The 17,519-nt window shown below is 49.2% G+C and carries 16 protein-coding genes; 10 read left to right on the forward strand and 6 right to left on the reverse strand.

The features are described 5' to 3' along the window. The first annotated feature begins 14 nt into the window (after nucleotides 1-14). Genes AC2UZI_RS05135 through AC2UZI_RS05145 form a run of 3 tightly spaced genes read left to right on the forward strand, consistent with a single transcriptional unit; the run spans nucleotide 15 to nucleotide 4,297 of the window. The gene (locus tag AC2UZI_RS05135) at nucleotides 15-2,123 is read left to right on the forward strand and encodes a pilus assembly protein TadG-related protein (protein WP_486942741.1); all 2,109 of its coding nucleotides are present in this window, start codon (nucleotides 15-17) and stop codon (nucleotides 2,121-2,123) included. Between the two features lie 44 nt (nucleotides 2,124-2,167). Beyond that, on the forward strand, nucleotides 2,168-3,550 hold the full coding sequence (locus AC2UZI_RS05140; protein WP_486942742.1) for a sigma 54-interacting transcriptional regulator: 1,383 nt from the start codon (nucleotides 2,168-2,170) through the stop codon (nucleotides 3,548-3,550). Between the two features lie 18 nt (nucleotides 3,551-3,568). Beyond that, a complete protein-coding gene (locus AC2UZI_RS05145) occupies nucleotides 3,569-4,297 on the forward strand; it encodes a DUF2968 domain-containing protein (protein ID WP_486942743.1) in 729 nt (242 codons plus the stop codon). Between the two features lie 85 nt (nucleotides 4,298-4,382). Here AC2UZI_RS05145 and AC2UZI_RS05150 read toward each other — a convergent pair whose 3' ends face one another. Both AC2UZI_RS05150 and AC2UZI_RS05155 read right to left on the reverse strand, forming a co-directional pair. Then, complete coding sequence (locus AC2UZI_RS05150) at nucleotides 4,383-5,555, reverse strand: vWA domain-containing protein (RefSeq protein ID WP_486942744.1); 1,173 nt, start codon at nucleotides 5,553-5,555, stop codon at nucleotides 4,383-4,385. 87 nt (nucleotides 5,556-5,642) lie between these two features. After that, nucleotides 5,643-6,530, reverse strand: coding sequence for an AAA family ATPase (locus AC2UZI_RS05155; protein WP_486942745.1), 888 nt, complete (start codon nucleotides 6,528-6,530; stop codon nucleotides 5,643-5,645). Between the two features lie 169 nt (nucleotides 6,531-6,699). Here AC2UZI_RS05155 and AC2UZI_RS05160 point away from each other — a divergent pair, with 169 nt between their 5' ends. Beyond that, entirely contained in the window at nucleotides 6,700-7,062 is a 363-nt protein-coding gene (locus tag AC2UZI_RS05160) for a c-type cytochrome (protein ID WP_486942746.1), read from the forward strand. Nucleotides 7,063-7,069: 7 nt separating this feature from the next. After that, nucleotides 7,070-7,432 (forward strand): c-type cytochrome, encoded by a 363-nt coding sequence (locus tag AC2UZI_RS05165; protein ID WP_486942747.1) that lies wholly within the window; start codon nucleotides 7,070-7,072, stop codon nucleotides 7,430-7,432. Nucleotides 7,433-7,464: 32 nt separating this feature from the next. Here the strand turns inward: AC2UZI_RS05165 and AC2UZI_RS05170 are convergent, their stop codons facing one another. Then, the gene (locus AC2UZI_RS05170) at nucleotides 7,465-7,890 is read right to left on the reverse strand and encodes a DUF1841 family protein (protein ID WP_486942748.1); all 426 of its coding nucleotides are present in this window, start codon (nucleotides 7,888-7,890) and stop codon (nucleotides 7,465-7,467) included. Between the two features lie 219 nt (nucleotides 7,891-8,109). Here AC2UZI_RS05170 and icd point away from each other — a divergent pair, with 219 nt between their 5' ends. Then, the gene (gene icd / locus AC2UZI_RS05175) at nucleotides 8,110-9,366 is read left to right on the forward strand and encodes an NADP-dependent isocitrate dehydrogenase (protein ID WP_486942749.1); all 1,257 of its coding nucleotides are present in this window, start codon (nucleotides 8,110-8,112) and stop codon (nucleotides 9,364-9,366) included. A gap of 145 nt (nucleotides 9,367-9,511) precedes the next feature. Here icd and AC2UZI_RS05180 read toward each other — a convergent pair whose 3' ends face one another. Then, nucleotides 9,512-10,129: an exopolysaccharide biosynthesis protein gene (locus tag AC2UZI_RS05180; protein WP_486942750.1), complete on the reverse strand. Its 618-nt coding sequence runs from the start codon at nucleotides 10,127-10,129 to the stop codon at nucleotides 9,512-9,514. A gap of 134 nt (nucleotides 10,130-10,263) precedes the next feature. Next, on the reverse strand, nucleotides 10,264-11,757 hold the full coding sequence (locus AC2UZI_RS05185; protein WP_486942751.1) for a catalase: 1,494 nt from the start codon (nucleotides 11,755-11,757) through the stop codon (nucleotides 10,264-10,266). 356 nt (nucleotides 11,758-12,113) lie between these two features. Here AC2UZI_RS05185 and AC2UZI_RS05190 point away from each other — a divergent pair, with 356 nt between their 5' ends. From AC2UZI_RS05190 to AC2UZI_RS05205, 4 genes are all read left to right on the forward strand, one after another. Then, nucleotides 12,114-12,335: a hypothetical protein gene (locus AC2UZI_RS05190; RefSeq protein WP_486942752.1), complete on the forward strand. Its 222-nt coding sequence runs from the start codon at nucleotides 12,114-12,116 to the stop codon at nucleotides 12,333-12,335. Nucleotides 12,336-12,777: 442 nt separating this feature from the next. Next, entirely contained in the window at nucleotides 12,778-13,761 is a 984-nt protein-coding gene (locus tag AC2UZI_RS05195) for a TRAP transporter substrate-binding protein (RefSeq protein WP_486942753.1), read from the forward strand. Between the two features lie 26 nt (nucleotides 13,762-13,787). Then, nucleotides 13,788-14,312 carry a TRAP transporter small permease gene (locus tag AC2UZI_RS05200; RefSeq protein ID WP_486942754.1) on the forward strand — a complete coding sequence of 175 codons (525 nt, stop codon included), beginning with the start codon at nucleotides 13,788-13,790 and terminating at the stop codon, nucleotides 14,310-14,312. Between the two features lie 10 nt (nucleotides 14,313-14,322). Further along, nucleotides 14,323-15,579, forward strand: a complete 1,257-nt coding sequence (locus tag AC2UZI_RS05205) for a TRAP transporter large permease (RefSeq protein ID WP_486942755.1) — start codon at nucleotides 14,323-14,325, stop codon at nucleotides 15,577-15,579. A gap of 113 nt (nucleotides 15,580-15,692) precedes the next feature. Here the strand turns inward: AC2UZI_RS05205 and AC2UZI_RS05210 are convergent, their stop codons facing one another. Further along, the gene (locus AC2UZI_RS05210; protein ID WP_486942756.1) at nucleotides 15,693-17,420 is read right to left on the reverse strand and encodes a sulfate adenylyltransferase; all 1,728 of its coding nucleotides are present in this window, start codon (nucleotides 17,418-17,420) and stop codon (nucleotides 15,693-15,695) included. Nucleotides 17,421-17,519: the final 99 nt, after the last annotated feature.

Below are 17,519 nucleotides of genomic sequence, written 5' to 3' on the forward strand. Positions count from 1 at the left end.
CCAAGGAGAACAACATGACCCCACATCAACACGCTAACAAGCTGACTCGACGACAACGCGGTTCAATCTTGATCCCCGCCGCCGCTGCCGTATTGGTGTGCGTCATCCTCCTCGGCGCCGCGCAACTTGGCTTGTACTTCTCGGTAAAACGCGAAGCGCAAAACGCCGTTGATTTAGCCGCGCTGAATAATGTGATTTTGTTGGATATGAACGGGTATGGCGATAGCCCTTCGTGTGGTGACATGCAGAGCGATGTAGAGAAGTACATTGAAAACTATCCCTCGCTGTACGAACACCGTGAGTCGTTAAGTGTGACTTGCAAACGAGTAATAGAAAGCAATGGCGACTATTCCCTCGACACCGCTGCCACACTTCCTGCAAATGCTCTGGAAGTTCGATTAGACCTAAAAGCCCAAGCCTATGCGTTTTTCGGAAGCTTAGGTCTAGAAAAAATCAGCGCCACCGCCACCGCCTACCTACCGCCTATTGATGAGTTCTTGGAGCAGCAGCGTTTCAGTGTGCAATACGATACGTTGGGTGTGAATAATAGTGGTTTGATCTCGCAGCTTCTCACGCAGGTGGGCTTAGAGACACATCATATTGATGTACTAACGCATAACGGATTAGCGAATGCAAAAGTTTCGCCATCGGGTTTATTAGCTGCCTTAGAGTTGCCCGTTGATTTGGATTTAAACGTGGCCACACCTTTGGATTTATTGGAACTCGAACGGCTAAGCGTGGCAGAAATTCTTAAAGCTAGTGCTACGGTTTTAGGGCAGCAGGAGCTTGTGGGAGTAAGTCAGGCTAATGTTTTGAATGCAATCGATGCTTTAGTTGGAGTTTCTGGCTTTGGAACAAAAGTTCCTTTGTTTGGTCCCGATGGTTTTTTAAGTATTGCTCATTATGAAAGTGCTAAAGCGGCACTTGGGACTCGTATCGATTGGGGCGAGTTTTTAAATACCGCTGTGCTTTTTGCTCAGGGCGATTCGTTTCTTGAGGTTTCCGAAAGCTTGAATTTAGGCATTGTGAAAGTCGATTCAGCAGTGCGGGTGATAGAGCCTCCCTCCAGTGCACCGCTGATAGTGGGTGCTAAAGCGAGTCATGCCAATGCTCGGGTTTATATACGTGCGCAACTTAACTTACTACTTTTGAAAGTTGACTTACCTATTGTTATCGAGTTGGGTCAGGGGGATGCAACTCTACAGTCTTTAGCGTTTAGTCGAGTAAGTAGAGAGGGAGTTGCTGAATTCGAAGTGAGCGGTGCGCTAGTGAATGTTTGTATGGGTAGATTTGCGAATACAGAATTGTTCTCTCGCGAAAACGGATGCACGGAGGAGAGCGTAGTCTCAGATTATGAGATTGTTAATGCCTTGGGCATCCCTATAAAAACCAGTTTAAAACCCGCTGTGTTTTCAAAGGAAGATATCCCGCCTGTGTATGTGGATCTTATCGGTAAGGGGCCTTTTGAGTCAGAACCTGTGCCTACCTTCGAGTTGAATCTAAGTTCAATTGTTCATCAAGTAGTGGGTGAAACCGTAGGAGGGGTTCTGGGAAGTTTGTTGGACGCTAAAGATGAAATACCTTCTAATCGTTCGAAGCTAACTGATTTAGCGAAGAGTTTAGTGGGAGGGCCCAACATAGAAGATCCCCCTTATGAGAACCTAGAGGATTTCAATCAGTCTTTGGAAGACGCTGAGGAGATGTTGATAGAGATAGAAACGAATGCTAGGAACGCAGGCGTTGCACATGAGGTGGTTAGACTCTTAGGATCAGTAACATCTCTGGTTACTGGCTTGTTAGAGGGAGTACTAAACCTGATCGGTGATCTTCTAAAAGGCATCGTTTGCATTATTCCTTGGATTTGTTCAGATGAGCCGCTAAAAGATTACGAGAAGTTGGCGGGAGCGCTGGAAGATAGTTCGTCCGATAGTAGGGTTGTAATGCTCCTTTTGACTGTCTTGGATTTATTGCTTGAGCCGTTGGAAGATGTACTTAACCCTGTATTAGATAGCTTACTTGACGTGCTTGGGGTAGATCTAGGAGACGTAGTCGTACGTGTGGACGAGTTTTTCAGCCACGATCACTTCGAAGGCGTACTCATTCACAACCTCTCTCACGACTAAACTCCTCAACGTTATTTATCGTCCCATTGAATGTGGATCTTTCTATGACACCAACGCTGTACGTAATTGAAGGTTCTTCAGATCTGTTTTTTCGAGCGATGCGATGCTTGGAAAGCAGTGATGTGGGCGTGGTCCGGGTGGAGTCAGATTCCTCATTACCTACAACGGAAAAGGGGCTGGCTTCGGCTATTGCGCTGGTGTCTGTCTCGGTGATTGCCACGCCTGACTTTTTTGCACAGCAATGGCTAAGTAAATATGCGGTGCCGGTGATTTGGGTGGCCTCATCTGAGCGTGCTGCTGACCCTCGTTATTTTCCAGAACGTTTGTCGCACACGTTATCGTCCGATTTTAATTGCGCCGAGCTTCGGCACTTAGTTGAGAAAATCAGCCGAGGTGCCGCTTTAGAACGTGCTGAGCATCAGGCCGACGCTTCCCCTAGCGAGCCGCTGATCGCGACCTCAGCAGCGATGCAAGCTTGCTTAGACGACGTGCGTTTATATGCTGACACGCGGGCGAGTGTGTTGATTCATGGCGAAACTGGCGTGGGTAAAGAGCGGGTGGCAAAACTGTTGCACGACCAGTCCAGTCGCCGTAATGGACCTTTTATACCGGTTAACTGCGGTGCGGTACCCGAAGGCTTGTTCGAGGCGCATTTTTTTGGTCATGCTAAGGGCGCGTTTACGGGTGCCATTGGTGCGCACAGTGGTTATTTTGAGCAGGCGAACGGTGGAACGCTATTTCTTGATGAAATTGGTGACCTTCCGTTGCATCAACAGGTTAAACTACTGCGAGTTCTGGAACAACGCACGGTGACCCGTTTGGGGTCAACGACGGAAATTGACGTTGATTTCCGTATGGTGGCCGCCAGTCATCGCAGTTTGGTGCAGCTTGTGTCCAACGGCGATTTTAGGGCCGATTTGTATTATCGCTTGGCCGTCGTTGAGTTACACATCCCCAATCTCGAAGAGCGGGGTGCTGAAGAAAAGTTGGCGCTGTTCACGGCCTTGCTGCAACGCGAATTAAAGGCGACGTCGTTGGATGTGCCGGCTTGGATTGGCGCGGCGCTTGATAACATGGTGTTTACGGGTAACGTGCGCGAATTGGCGAACTTGGTAGAACGGGTGGCGTTGTTATATAAGCGTGAACGTAGCCTAGACAGCAACGCCATTAAGCAGGTGTTTGACCGTTTTAGTCGTGTTGGGTTGATGTTAAATGCACCCAAAGCGTTACCCGCAACGTTAAACGAGGCCCAAACTGAATTCAGTGCAGCCGAATTAGCCGAGCGGGAAAAAATTATTGAAGCGCTAGAGCGTAATGCTTGGCGTCGTCAGGACAGTGCAGCCGATTTAGGAATTAGCCGTAAAGTCTTGTGGGAAAAAATGCGCAAGTTCGATATTACTGAACAGAGCGAGCGCAGCGAAGTCTAAAACAGGGAAAGGATGACAATGGGAAGTACGTTAATGCGCAAGCAAACCATGACCATTAAACTGTGTTCATTAGTGGCGCTGGCACTGGGCCTTAGTGCGTGTAGTGCAATTTCACCAACACAAGACGTGTCGCGGCCTGTGGTGCAGCAAACACCAACGGAAACCGCAGCAGAAACCACTGACGTCATAGAACCGATTGCTCAGCCCGAGGTGGCGCCCGTTGCAACGCGCGCGTTGGGCAGTACTGCCGACGAGCTACAAGCGATGATCCAAAGCCGAGAGGTGCGCGAGTTACGCACGGCCTATAACGGCTCTTACGGTGTTAGCATGCTGTTTAACCCCAGCACACTGGACTATTATGTTGCGCTTTTTCAGCAGCAACGCTTCTGGCGCATTCTAAAAACCACATCCTTATCTGAAGCCGAGAAAAGCTATACCGCCTATCGTCAAGAAACGGTGGCTTTAGCACGTTCCGAGCTACAGCGCATACGGCTTGAGGCAGAGTACAACAAAATCGAGGCCGAGCTTAGCGATAGTGCTGATGCCTTAACCACGTTGCAAAACGACATGGAATACCAGCGTCAACAAGAAGCGCTTATCCTTGCCGAGCAGCAAAGCGCAAAACGTGAGGCTGAGCAGTTGGCCGAGCAAGAGCGCGACGCGCGTAAGCAGTTGCAGGTATTGCAAAATCAAATTCGCGAGCTAGAGCGCCAACGCGCAACCTTACGTCGATTGCACGGTAACTAATAACGGCAGTTGAAATGCCGTAATCAATCTCTACCAGTTTGAACGTACAACGATGCCCTCATGGCTGCCAGCGATGGGGGCATTGTTATTTTGATAGATAACGCATACCGGCTTCTAAGCCCGACAGGCTAATGTCGTACATACGGTCTTGCATGATGTGTTGAACCATCGCGATGGTTTGAGGATACTGCCACACACGTTTGGGCTGTGGGTTTAGCCAGATGGCTTTGGGCCATTGCGTTAACAGGCGTTGAAGCCATACCGCACCAGTTTCACTGTTGTTGTGTTCGACGGATCCGTTTACCGTCATGATTTCGTATGGGCTCATGGTGGCGTCGCCCACCAGAATTAATCGCCAGTCGCTGTTGTAACGATGAATAAGATCCCACGTGGGGGTGCGCTCGTGATGGCGTCTGTCGTTGTGCGTCCATACTGTCTCGTAAGGGCAGTTATGGAAGTAATACACCTCAAGGTGTTTAAACTCGCTGCGAGCGGCGGAAAAAAGATCTTCCACTAAGCGGATGTGATCGTCCATGCTGCCGCCCACATCCAATAGCATTAGCACCTTAATGGTGTTTTTGCGTTCGGCCGTCATTTTGATATCGAGCATGCCCGCATTGCTGGCAGTGCTACGAATGGTACCTGGTAGGTCTAGCTCTTCTGCGACGCCTTCCCGTGCGAAGCGGCGTAAACGTCGTAGGGCGATCTTAAAGTTACGAGGGCCCAGTTCTTGTTGGTCGTCGTAATCTTTAAACTCGCGTTGCTCCCAGACTTTAACTGCGCTACGGTTCTCTGCGGACTGCTCACCCAAACGTAAACCTTGGGGGTTGAAACCACTGTTTCCAAAGGGGGATGTGCCCCCGGTACCAATCCACTTACTGCCGCCCGCGTGCCGCGACTCTTGTTCTTCTAAACGCTGTTTAAAAAGCGCGATGAGTGCTTCCCAGCCTAGCTTTTTGATGGCGGCTTGATCTTCTGCACTTAAGTGACGTTTAAAATCACTGATTAGCCAGTCAAGCGGAATTTCTTTGTCGCTGGCCACCGTTTTTAGATGCTCGCGATAAAACTTGCCGAATGCGACATCGTACTTATCGAAAAGGCTTTCATCTTTCACCAGAATCGTACGCGCCAACACGTAAAAACTGTCCAGTGTGGGCGGCATCACGGGCTGGCGTAGCGCTTCAAGCAGGCTCAGGTACTCACCGATTGAGACGGGTATTTCATGAGCACGTAAGTGGTAGAAGAAATCGATAAACATGGTGATAAACGAAGCAAGATAAAAAAGGCCAGCGATAGCGTGCAGTAGTTTATAGCAACGGCAGATAAACCGTTGTTTATATTCGATTTATCGTCGATGGCTTGTCGATTGGGCTACCTTTGCCAGACGTTCTAACAGACTGACATCTTGCTCGTTTTTTAATAGTGCTCCCGCAAAAACCGGAAGGCCTGTTGCATCGGGAGCACTGGGGTCTTCATGTATGGCGTCAGGGTCGACGGATTCGCTTAACAGAAGATAAAACCAGTCTAAAAACTCGGATGTTGAAGGCCTCTTCTTTAATCCCTGGGTGTCGCGTAGCGTGTAAAACACATCCAGTGCGGTGTTCAATACGTCTTCCCGTAATGTGGGGAAATGCACACCTACAATTTGCGTAAGGGTCTCGCGATCGGGGAACTGGATGTAATGAAAAAAGCATCGACGCAGAAAGGCATCCGGCAATTCTTTTTCATTGTTAGAGGTGATGATGATCAGTGGTCGATGACGAGCGCTAATGGTTTGTTGGGTTTCATAGACATGAAACTCCATCTTGTCGATTTCTCGCAGTAAATCGTTGGGGAACTCGATGTCGGCTTTATCAATTTCATCGATCAATATGACGCTGGGTTGCTCGGCTTCAAAGGCTTCCCACAGTACGCCTTTTACGATGTAGTGCCGAATATCATGCACCTTCTCGTCGCCAAGCTGCGAATCACGCAGACGTGAAACAGCATCGTATTCATATAACCCTTGTTGTGCCTTCGTGGTGGATTTAATATGCCATTGCAGCAATGGCCGGTCTAAGGCGGCAGCCACTTCTTGGGCTAAGTGCGTTTTACCGGTGCCGGGCTCTCCTTTAATCAATAAAGGCCGGCCAAGCGTAAGAGCAGCGTTCACCGCCAGTTTTAAGTCGTCGGTGGCGATGTATTGCTCGGTTCCTGAAAAACGTGGGTCAGAAGCATTTTGTAAATCGGTCATAGAAGCGGTATAAAGCAATAAGGTGTTAACACTAATATGGTTTAGGCACATAGCCTAGCGTACAATTATGCATGTTTATGACGGTCGCTAGAAAGTCATCGTAACCATTATTCCCCATGTGTAATGGCTGCGGGCAGACCGGTTTCCAACTCAAAAGGTCTTATACGCCATGATGAAGTTGCAACCAGGAAGTACCGCCTTATCTAAACTGGTAGCGATACCGGTTTTACTTTTATTCTCTTACTCTGCCTTAGCGCAAGACTCGCCTGAAATCATTCAGGGCAACCCTGACGATGCAAAAAGTAAAATTTCAACCTGCATCGGTTGTCACAGCATACCAGGGTATCGAGCCAGTTTTCCCGAAGTCTACCCCGTCCCCATGATCGCCGGCCAAAGCGAACAATACATTATTACGGCCTTGAACGATTATGCCAGTGGGGCCCGATCTTTTCCCACTATGGGGGCGGTAGCACACAGTTTGTCCCCTCAAGATATTGCCGACATCGCGGCTTATTTTTCTAACCTAAAATAAGGGGGCAATGATGCGTCAATACCTATTAGTAGCGGCACTTTTTGCCTCAGTGTGTAGTATGGGGGCGAAGGCTGAAGAGGTCATTAATGGCGAGGGGGTCTGGCAAAAGTACAACTGTGCGTCCTGTCATGGGGCTGATGCCAAAACGCCCATTATGGATACCTATCCTGTTTTAGCAGGGCAGCATGCCAAGTATCTTGCGCAAACGTTGCGAGCGTATCAGCGCGGTGTGGCCGGGGCACCTGCCACATCCAATATACGCACCAATGCGGTAATGGGCGCCTTGGTCGCTAACTTAACCGGCGACGAGATCGATGCGGTGTCGACGTGGTTGGCAACCTTAGAGTCCCCGTTGTCGAATCGACGCTAAGGACATAACAGGGTGGGGGTAGCTACGCTGGCTTAACGCGTGGTGTAACGGTTGATTAGCTCAAGATAACGCTCGTTATCAAGGGGCTGATTTAAGCGTTGTGCCTCCCAGATGACTTCGCCCAGCGCATCCATAATGCGGTGCGCCGCTTCGTGTGGCGTCATCTGTGCGATTAGCCGGTTATAGGCCGCCTTGATGCCAGGGGGCTGATCAATAGACACCTGTTCATGAATTGCTAAATGCATGGACAAGTGCAAAAAAGGATTGGTTTGCCCTTGCTCTACGCTGTAGTCGGCATTGACCGCGTCGGGGTCAGAGAGCAGTTCGTGGTATTCGGGATGCTCATGGACCCAATCCATGGCGATCAGCTCTAGCGGCGTCAACACACCTTTGTTCTGGTGCTTTTGCCACGCTTCTGAGAAAAACTGGCGAACTTGCTCGCGGGTAGGGTTAAACATGGCGGTAATGCGTTGATATATAGTCAGTCATCCCTATATTCTACCTGTTAGCCCTTGCTTGAGATAGCGGGTGATAGGCTGCTGTGTCTGTTGTTTATCATCTATTTTCGTGCTTGAGCGAGTTTTAGGCTAAACTCTTATATAAGACTGAAACGAGCTGTAGCTATAGTGTCGTTTCGCGATCATTTGTTTTCTATTCTGGAGCATTACTGGAGCATCATGACCTATCAGCATATTAAGGTCCCTGCAGAGGGGCAGAAAATCACGGTTAATGCCGACTTCTCAATCAACGTACCCGAACAGCCCATTGTTCCTTATATCGAAGGCGATGGTACTGGTGTTGATATTTCTCCCGTTATGATCAAAGTGGTCGACGCGGCAGTGAAAAAAGCCTACGAAGGCAAACGTCAAATTCACTGGATGGAAGTTTTTGCAGGTGAAAAATCCACTCAGGTCTATGGCCCTGATGTGTGGTTGCCTGAAGAAACCCTCGAGGCAGTTAAAGATTACGTTGTATCCATTAAAGGTCCGCTTACTACACCCGTTGGTGGTGGTATCCGTTCGTTGAACGTAGCGCTACGTCAGCAACTCGACCTTTACGTTTGTTTGCGCCCTGTACGCTACTTCAACGGTGTACCGTCGCCTGTGCGCGAGCCTGAAAAAACCAACATGGTTATTTTCCGCGAAAACTCAGAAGACATTTACGCTGGTATCGAGTTCGAAGCCGAGTCTGCAGAAGCTAAAAAACTGGTCGACTTCCTACAAAACGAACTAGGCGTTAATAAAATTCGCTTCCCAGCCACATCCGGTTTGGGTGTTAAGCCTGTTTCGCGTGAAGGCACACAGCGCTTAGTGCGTAAAGCCATTCAGTACGCGATTGATAACGATCGCTCCTCGGTTACTTTGGTGCACAAAGGTAACATCATGAAGTTCACCGAAGGTGGCTTCCGCGATTGGGGTTACGAGCTGGCTCAGAAAGAGTTTGGTGCACAGCCTATTGATGGCGGCCCATGGTGCAAATTCAAAAACCCGAAAACGGGCAAAGAAATCACCATTAAAGATTCTATCGCTGATGCCTTCTTACAGCAGATCTTGCTGCGCCCAGCCGAGTACGACGTCATTGCAACGCTGAACCTAAACGGTGACTACGTTTCCGACGCCTTGGCTGCACAGGTGGGTGGTATTGGTATTGCACCAGGTGCTAACTTGTCTGACTCGGTGGCCATGTTCGAAGCCACTCACGGTACTGCACCGAAGTACGCTGGTAAAGATTACGTGAACCCAGGTTCCTTAATCTTGTCAGCTGAAATGATGTTACGCCATATGGGCTGGACCGAAGCTGCAGATTTAATTATCTCCAGCATGGAAAAAGCCATTAAGTCCAAGAAAGTGACCTATGACTTTGCACGTTTGCTAGAAGGTGCAAATCAAGTGTCTTGCTCGGGCTTCGGCGATGTAATGATCGAAAACATGTAATGTAGTTGATCGTAGTCTGCCTAAGACGAAAAAACCCGCATAGTAATTAGCTATGCGGGTTTTTTGTTTTTCTACATTATGAGTTGTTCAAATCTCACAATGGCGTAGTCACTTTTGGATTCCTGTTCGCTATGATCCAGAATATTTAGCCAAATAAAGCACCGCCAGCCCAAAATGCGGCGTATAGCAGCGCACTAAAATAGATCACGGTTAATACGGTACCCAGATAGCCCAGCAGTACGAACACACCGTCGCGTTGAATCATCCCGATCGTTAATAGCAGTATGCCGATAGCGGGCGCAGTGTTGGAGAAAGGGATGAGCCCGAATGGGGCCATTAACAGTATTCCACCAAACACCAATACGCCGCCGTTGATCGCTGCCATGCGGCCGGCGGTCATGGCGAGTGCGCGGGGGCGTACCCAGGAGTCAAGGCGTGACACGATTTTTACGCCTTTACGCAGGGCAGGAAGCAGTTTTTGTGCATCAAGCTTGCGGTCCAGAATTTTTGTTGGCAACCACGGCATCCGGTTCAGAGTGACGGCCACTGACAGCAACACGATGGCGGCGCCAAATACCGTAGACACCCCAGGTATTGAAACGGGAATCAGGAAGGGAAGGGTTGCGAGTGCGCACAGCAGCAGGAGCCCTTGCTCACCGATGGCGCTCATTAGCTCGCGTAAGGTCACTGTTTCGCCTTGAATGCTGTCGATGGTACGGGCCAAGGTGGTGCTAAGGGATTCAGTGGAGTCGTTGAAATGCATCAAGTCTGCCTTGTCTTGAGTATCAGATCAGAGTTTCTGTCTTTGGGTTTTATTATGCTTTTCTGGGTCGCTGAAAAGCCGTTGCCCCTACCCCTCGTAAAAAGAGGAGTAGGGGCAACTATAGTAAAACAGATTTACTCGATGCTGTTAGGCGAATCTTCACCGGCAAAAGCGCCGAGTTTGCGCAGTGCAGCTTCTACACCTGCACCGTAGGCTGGATCAGCCTTAGCACAGTTTTCAACATGACGACGTTTAATGAAGTCAGGTGCATCGCCCATGGCGCGTGCGGTGTTGTCGAACAGTACTTGCTGTTGATCTGAGCTCATTAAGCGGAACAGATCGCCCGGTTGCTTGTAGTAGTTCGAGTCATCGTCACGGAAATCCCACCAGTCTGCATCACCATTAATTTTCAGTGGTGGCTCGCGGAACTGGGGTTGCTCTTGCCATTGATTGAAGCTGTTGGGCTCGTAGTGGGGTAGGCTACCGTAGTTACCGTCTGTACGACCGGCACCGTCGCGGTGGTTGCTGTGCACAGGGCAACGAGCAGCGTTAACCGGAATCTGATGGTAGTTAACCCCTAAACGGTAACGTTGTGCGTCGGCGTAGTTAAACAAACGCGCTTGCAGCATTTTGTCTGGTGAAGGTGCGATACCTGGAACCAGATTGCCCGGAGCGAATGCACTTTGCTCGACATCGGCAAAGAAGTTCTCGGGGTTGCGGTTAAGTTCGAATTCGCCCACTTCGATTAGCGGGTAATCGCCTTTAGGCCAAACCTTAGTCAAATCAAATGGGTGATAGGGCACGTTCTCGGCTTCGGTCTCGGGCATGACCTGAATGTACATCTTCCATTTAGGGAAGTCACCGCGTTCGATCGCGTCGTACAGGTCACGTTGGTGGCTTTCACGATCGTTACCGATGATGTCAGCGGCTTCGGCATCCGTTAGGTTTTTAATACCTTGCTGTGTGCGGAAGTGGAATTTCACCCAGTAACGTTCGCCAGCGTCATTCCAGAAGCTGTAGGTATGCGAGCCAAAACCATGCATGTGACGATAGCTAGCAGGAATACCGCGATCGCTCATGACGATGGTGACTTGATGTAGGGCCTCAGGCAGTAGGCTCCACCAGTCCCAGTTGTAGGTAGCAGAACGCAGGTTAGTGCGTGGGCAACGCTTCACCGCTTTGTTAAGGTCAGGAAATTTACGTGGATCGCGGATAAAGAAGACTGGGGTATTGTTACCCACCATGTCCCAGTTACCTTCTTCGGTATAAAACTTCAACGCGAAGCCACGAATGTCGCGTTCAGCGTCGGCTGCACCACGCTCACCGGCGACGGTGGTGAAGCGGGCAAACATTTCAGTTTTTTTGCCGACAGATTCAAAGATCTTGGCGCGGGTGTATTTTGTGATGTCGTTGGTGACGGTGAAGGTACCAAAAGCACCCGACCCTTTGGCGTGCATGCGGCGCTCTGGGATTACTTCACGTACGAAGTTAGCGAGTTTTTCGTTTAGCCAAACGTCTTGTGATAGTAAAGGGCCACGTGGTCCGGCTGTAAGGCTGTTTTGGTTATCCGGTACTGGGGCACCGAACTGCGTAGTGAGATGGGTAGGCTTGTCAGTTGGCTTGCTCAAAGCAGAACTCCTAATAGTTGGTAGGACGTCGTTACGAAGATTATCTTAGCCTGCTACAGCGAGAATGTGAATTAGATAAATGACATTGTTCTGATAGAGGCAAACTATCTTAATAACCTAAAGTAATAGCTTTATTATCGGTGCGATAAGTACGCTGGGATAATGACGCTAAATCAAGTCGATACGAGGTTTTTTCGTTAAAAACATGGCTTTTTTCATGGCCATTGTTTCGTTTGGGTGCGTGGATGTTGTATTAACTCACCTTCTTTAGGGTTCTAGGGTTTACCCCTAGCTATTGAATAGGGTTTACCCTATAATGAAGTCATTGAAGGCAATTCTCTTGGGGGGATTTCAAAATGGCAAACGAATTTGTAAAACTGGCTTCTGTGGGCAACGTACCCAGTGAGGGTGTTGTTCATTCTGGTGGCATTGAGCTACGCTTGAAAAAACTGGCGAAAGTGGCAATGGCTGCTATTCGTAAAGTCGACAGTATTGCACAAGATTATTTCGGTGCGATGGCAGAGGCACGTAGTCGTAAACCTATCGTGTGTGAATGTGGCTTACCACGTTCTTACTAACATCAGTAAAAAACGTAAATCGTTAACAGACGTTTTTTTGACTTAACCTGAAATAGGTTTAGCTCACAGTAATCGAACGTAATGAAGATGCACTGCCTTATTGTCCAGCGAGGTCGCTAAGCCCTCGCTGTTTGCTATCTGCCCAAGCAGATATCGTCCGCCCTATGTAGTTGCTCTGATTATTATTTAAAACGCCCGCTTTTGCGGGCGTTTTTGTTTTTAAGACAATACGCTGCTCACTATACCTGTAGCGGGCTTCGGCGAATAAATAATAAGATTACTAGTAGTACCACCTATTGTTCCAAAGATGGTACGTTAACATAATGAATTCATAATAAATAATGTCTAACTACGTCATTTCGTTTTTGGCGCGATGAATTCTCGTTGTCGTTTTGTTCACATCTCATACGAGGCGATAGCACAATACCAAAGGAACAGAGGAATGAAACCACTCCATTGCTTATTTGCCATTGTAGGTAGCTTTGCCGTGTCTACAGCGCTTGCCCAGAATGTGGTGGCGCTGAAGTTTGCACATGATTTACCCGAGAATACGATTAAGGCTCAAACCATAAAACTGTTTGCAGAAAAGGTAGATGAATACAGCGAAGGGGGTATGCGCGTGGATGTGTATCCAGGTGCCCAGTTGGTGGCCTCCAAAGACGAGATTCGTGCGGCGATTCGAGGACAGGTGGATATTGTCGCGCCGCTTACCAGTTATTACGTGCCTTTGGATGAACGATGGGAAGTGTTTAATCAACCGGGCCTATTTAGTTCGTTCACTCACAGCATGAGCGTACTGGAGGGGGATATCGGTCAAGAGCTACTGGGGGATCTTGAGCGCTTTAGGGTTCATGGGCTGGGGCTTTGGCACGATGGGCCGGGATATCTCTACAGCAGCGATAAGCCAATACGTAAGCCTGCGGATGCGGCGGGCATGAGAATACGCGTAACGCCGTCAGCCCCGTTAGAAGCGGGTGTGCGGGCTGTGGAGGGTGTGCCTGTGACGCTTCAGGCTCCTGACGTTTATTTAGGTTTACAACAGGGCTTGGTAAGTGGTGTGGTGACTACCGTGACTTTAGCCGCTTCGGCACGTTGGTACGAGGTGCTCAATAGCATGACCCGAGTTATGCAGCAGCATGGCGGTTACGCAGTGGTCATTAATAAAGCACGGTGGGATAAGTTAAGCGATGAGCAACGAGATGTTGTTGAGCGTGCGATGCAGGATGCCTCTAAGTGGAACCGTGAGTTCGCCGAAAGTAATGCTATTGCATCAGAAAAAATCCTAATGGATAACGGCATGGAAATTCAGGATTTGGAGCCTGAGCTATTGAACGAGTGGCGGCAAATCTATGAAGGTGTTTATGACAGTCAAAGTGCAGAGGTTCAAGAGCTGATCGCTCGAATAAAAGAAAGCACTGACGAGTAAAACTCGAACCCTAACTAAGGATGGTTATGCACAAGACGCTAAGAACCATAGGTAGAGTTTGGGACCGTATCGAGTTGTTTATCGGTGGTTTATTTCTCACCCTGTCGGTCTTTATCATCGTTATTCAAATTGTGCTGCGTTCGTTTTTTTCAATCTCCTTGGTGGGCGGTGATGAAATTGCCGCCTACGCCATCATCTGGAGCATTTTGTTTACGGCCTCGCTTGCCGTTAAATCGAATCAGCATGTACGTATCGATATTATTTTCACCATTGTGCCCACGTTTATGGTGCGTGTGATCGATATGGTCGGGACATTGTTATCGCTGATTTTTACGCTGTACCTGACCTATTCAGGATGGGAGTTAATGGTGGAAAGCTACATTCTGGGTGAGCTCACCATGACCATGTTGCGTTTACCAGTATGGATTCCACAGATCATTCTTCCGCTAGGGGGAGCCTTGCTGTCACTGCGACTGATTCAACGTTTCATCTGGCTAATCAGTGGTAAAGCGAAGGTAAATCAAGACCTCGATCTCACCTCACCTTTGTAGGAGTTCGTTCATGTTAGCGATCATGACGACATTTTCGGCCGCATTGGTTAGCGGTATGCCCGTGGCGTTTGCACTCGGGCTGTGCGGTCTCGCCTATTTTGTGCTCCAAGACGCGGCACCTGCTACGTTGGCCTCTCAGTTGTTCAGTGCCTTAAGTGTGCCCAGTCTACTAGCCATACCGTTCTTTATTCTGGCGGCTGAGATCATGAGCCGGACTGGGGCCACAACCCGACTTATTCATTTTATTGACGTGTTTATGCGCCATACACGGGGTGGCATGCCAGTGGTGGCGGTCATAGCAACGGTGATGTTCTCATCTATCAGCGGAAGCTCTGTAGCGACCGCTGCAGCAATTGGAACTATTCTTATCCCAGAAATGGTCCAGCGTGGCTATGACCGAACATTTACGGTGGGGCTAATCGCCAGTGCAGGAGGTCTGGGAATTCTGCTACCACCTTCTGTGCCTTTGGTGGTGTACGGCATTGTTACAGAAACATCGATTGCACGAATGTTTACCGCTGGAGCGATTGTTGGATTGATACTAAGCGCCTTGCTTGTCGTAATTGCCTATGCCTATGGCCGAGCCTCCAGAATACCCCCTAAGCCTAAAGCGACCAGACGTGAGCGTATCGATGCCTTTAAAGCTGCCTACGGTGTGTTGCTGTCTCCGGTGATTGTGTTAGGCGGTATTTACTCGGGCTACTTCACCCCGATGGAGGCGGCAGCAGTCAGTTGCGTTTATGCCATTGGTCTGGCTTTAGGTTATGGGGTATCGCTAAAAAACCTACTTCCTATCCTGACCAGTGCAGCCAAAATGTCTAGCATTATTATGATGATTTTGGCCGGAGCACAGTTGTTTGGCTATGCCTTGACCAGCGAACGTGTGCCACATGCGTTATTCGACATCATCATGGCAATGAACCTAAGCGAAACGCAGTTTCTAGTAGGGGTGATGTTGCTGTTTTTAATCATTGGGCTGGCTCTTGAAGTCATCTCGGTCATTCTGATTACCATGCCTATTTTGATGCCTATTCTTATGGGCTTTGAAATTGATCCCGTGTTTTTTGGAATGCTATTGATTTTGAACATGGAGATTGCGGTGATTACACCCCCCATTGGTCTTAATTTGTTCGCTATCAGTGCGATCAGTGGTGTACCAGTGATGCGGGTGTTTAAAGGGTGTTTACCCTTCGTTCTACTGCTCTTAACGATGCTGGCGATTATGACGTTTGTACCGCAAATACAGCAGGGCTTCACGAGAATTTGACGAATTTACACCCTTCGTTAACGCCGAGTGAAAGTTAAAATGCCCCTGTAACGTCTCACAACGTTGCAGGGGCTTTTTATGCCTAGCTGAACTACATAATGATCGCGATAAGATTAATCGTTATCAGCACCACGGTAACGTTTATAAGGTAATACGTTCCAGGTTCGGTCTTTTAGGTTTTCTGGGCAGATAGAGGATGGGATCTCGCTAAGCAGTTGACGTGCCGCGCGTAACTCTCGTTCGACCTCCGCTTTGTCTTGATACATAAACTCATCCGAGGCCTCGTCTGGTGCTTGGCTTAGCTTCTCTTCCAAGTCGCTAATGATGCGTTCTTGTTGGGCGCGTAAGGTATCGCGAGCTTGGGCAACCCAGGCTGGCTGTAGACCGCGGTTGTGATCGCCTAAGTAGGTGTATTCGTCGTACACACCGGTATAAACATCACCTGCATGCGAGCGAGCATCTTGACTGGCGGTTTCTAAATCACGAATCGTTAGGTCGTTGTCTTCCAACTCTTTAGCCCGTGGAGCGCCCCCTAGACGAGTGTATTTGGTGTAGAAGGGGAACATGCTTTTAATGACCTTGGCGATAGGCAGTGTGCCTTGATCGTTTTCATCCACACCTTTGGGCTGCACGCCTTGTATGCCGGAAATTGCTGACTCTGGGCGTACCACTTCTTTAGGCGGCATGATGCCGTGGCGCAGCATTTCGCGAATGCCTGTGCCTGAAATGTTTAAGCGATAGCGCTCATCATGTGAACACGTTTGCGTACTGGCATGACTGGCGCAACGGGTGCAATAAAAGACTTCATGAAACAGGCGCACATCAATGCCCAATTCTTCTGGTGAGAATTGATCAAAGATGCTGTGACTGGCGTACTTGTCGTAATAGCTTCCGATACCGGCGTGGTCACGTCCAATAAGGGCATGTGTACACCCGTAGTTTTTCATGATCAGTGCGTGCAAAACGGTTTCGCGGGGGCCAGCAAAAATATAGGTCACACGTAACGGAGACAAAATGGCACGGTCACCAGGGTAGTAGGTCTCAAGTACGTTACGGTAAGCCAGCATGCGGTATTCGTGGCGCACGTATTCGCGTTTGGCCATTTCTACCAGTGGTTGCAAAAATAGGCCGTCAACTTCTTCGAGTGCGTTGCGGTGAATGTGCTCATGGCCACGGTGCAAGGGGTTGGCACCCGTGATGAAACCAGCGACCGAGCGAAATTTTTTCTCTTCATAGAACAGTCGCCAGGTATCTTTAGGTTCTTGGCGCAGCTTTTCAAAGGGGCCCCAATCCACACGTTGCAGCAGGTGTAGGGTGCCGCCTAAGGAAATGTCGCCCATGCGTCGATAAACCGAGTCTACGCCGGGGTGGTTACGGTCTGTGGTACCAAAAAGTTGTTGGGCACGTTCACCTTTGTCGTAAGCGAACAGGTCTTCAATCACTAAAATGGCGACAGGCTCATTATTGCTGTCGGTTAACGCCACCTCGTCACCAACGGACAGGCCTTTGATGGTCTGGCTGTTGCGCTCGCCGATGGGGGCAAAACTGAGGGGAACGGGCCATACCACGCCGTTGCTTAAGCGGCCTTCTTTAAGAACAGACTTATAGTCCGCTTCGTTCATAAACCCTTTATTGGGCGAGAGTACGCCGGTGGCAATCATCTCGATGGTGATCACAGCTTCAAGGTCGACTCGAATGCTAGGTAATGAACGAGCCCGCTCAATTTCACCTTGCACGAGGTGCTCGGGAACCACTTGGTTCACCAACGTCCCTCCGTGCGGTTTTTGCGGATAGTTATCAAAATTTAATGTCTGTTGCTCCGCGATCGTAGATTGCTCCATGATTCCTCCAGTAGTTTGCCTTGTACGACAGAGACTGTCGTTAGGCTTATCAGTTGAGTAGCGTGACCGTCATAGACCAGAGGTTAAAACGGGATTGCC

It is taken from the genome of Paenalcaligenes sp. DL 463 (assembly GCF_057475185.1).

Excerpts from the sequence above, each read along its gene's own strand:
- AC2UZI_RS05205 (WP_486942755.1), top strand. The coding sequence starts at position 14,323 with ATGTTAGCGATCATGACGACATTTTCGGCCGCATTGGTTAGCGGTATG.
- AC2UZI_RS05145 (WP_486942743.1), top strand. The coding sequence starts at position 3,569 with ATGGGAAGTACGTTAATGCGCAAGCAAACCATGACCATTAAACTGTGT.
- AC2UZI_RS05150 (WP_486942744.1), bottom strand. The coding sequence starts at position 5,555 with ATGTTTATCGATTTCTTCTACCACTTACGTGCTCATGAAATACCCGTC.
- AC2UZI_RS05135 (WP_486942741.1), top strand. The coding sequence starts at position 15 with ATGACCCCACATCAACACGCTAACAAGCTGACTCGACGACAACGCGGT.
- AC2UZI_RS05155 (WP_486942745.1), bottom strand. The coding sequence starts at position 6,530 with ATGACCGATTTACAAAATGCTTCTGACCCACGTTTTTCAGGAACCGAG.
- AC2UZI_RS05170 (WP_486942748.1), bottom strand. The coding sequence starts at position 7,890 with ATGTTTAACCCTACCCGCGAGCAAGTTCGCCAGTTTTTCTCAGAAGCG.
- AC2UZI_RS05165 (WP_486942747.1), top strand. The coding sequence starts at position 7,070 with ATGATGCGTCAATACCTATTAGTAGCGGCACTTTTTGCCTCAGTGTGT.
- icd (WP_486942749.1), top strand. The coding sequence starts at position 8,110 with ATGACCTATCAGCATATTAAGGTCCCTGCAGAGGGGCAGAAAATCACG.
- AC2UZI_RS05210 (WP_486942756.1), bottom strand. The coding sequence starts at position 17,420 with ATGGAGCAATCTACGATCGCGGAGCAACAGACATTAAATTTTGATAAC.
- AC2UZI_RS05195 (WP_486942753.1), top strand. The coding sequence starts at position 12,778 with ATGAAACCACTCCATTGCTTATTTGCCATTGTAGGTAGCTTTGCCGTG.
- AC2UZI_RS05160 (WP_486942746.1), top strand. The coding sequence starts at position 6,700 with ATGATGAAGTTGCAACCAGGAAGTACCGCCTTATCTAAACTGGTAGCG.
- AC2UZI_RS05200 (WP_486942754.1), top strand. The coding sequence starts at position 13,788 with ATGCACAAGACGCTAAGAACCATAGGTAGAGTTTGGGACCGTATCGAG.
- AC2UZI_RS05180 (WP_486942750.1), bottom strand. The coding sequence starts at position 10,129 with ATGCATTTCAACGACTCCACTGAATCCCTTAGCACCACCTTGGCCCGT.
- AC2UZI_RS05190 (WP_486942752.1), top strand. The coding sequence starts at position 12,114 with ATGGCAAACGAATTTGTAAAACTGGCTTCTGTGGGCAACGTACCCAGT.
- AC2UZI_RS05140 (WP_486942742.1), top strand. The coding sequence starts at position 2,168 with ATGACACCAACGCTGTACGTAATTGAAGGTTCTTCAGATCTGTTTTTT.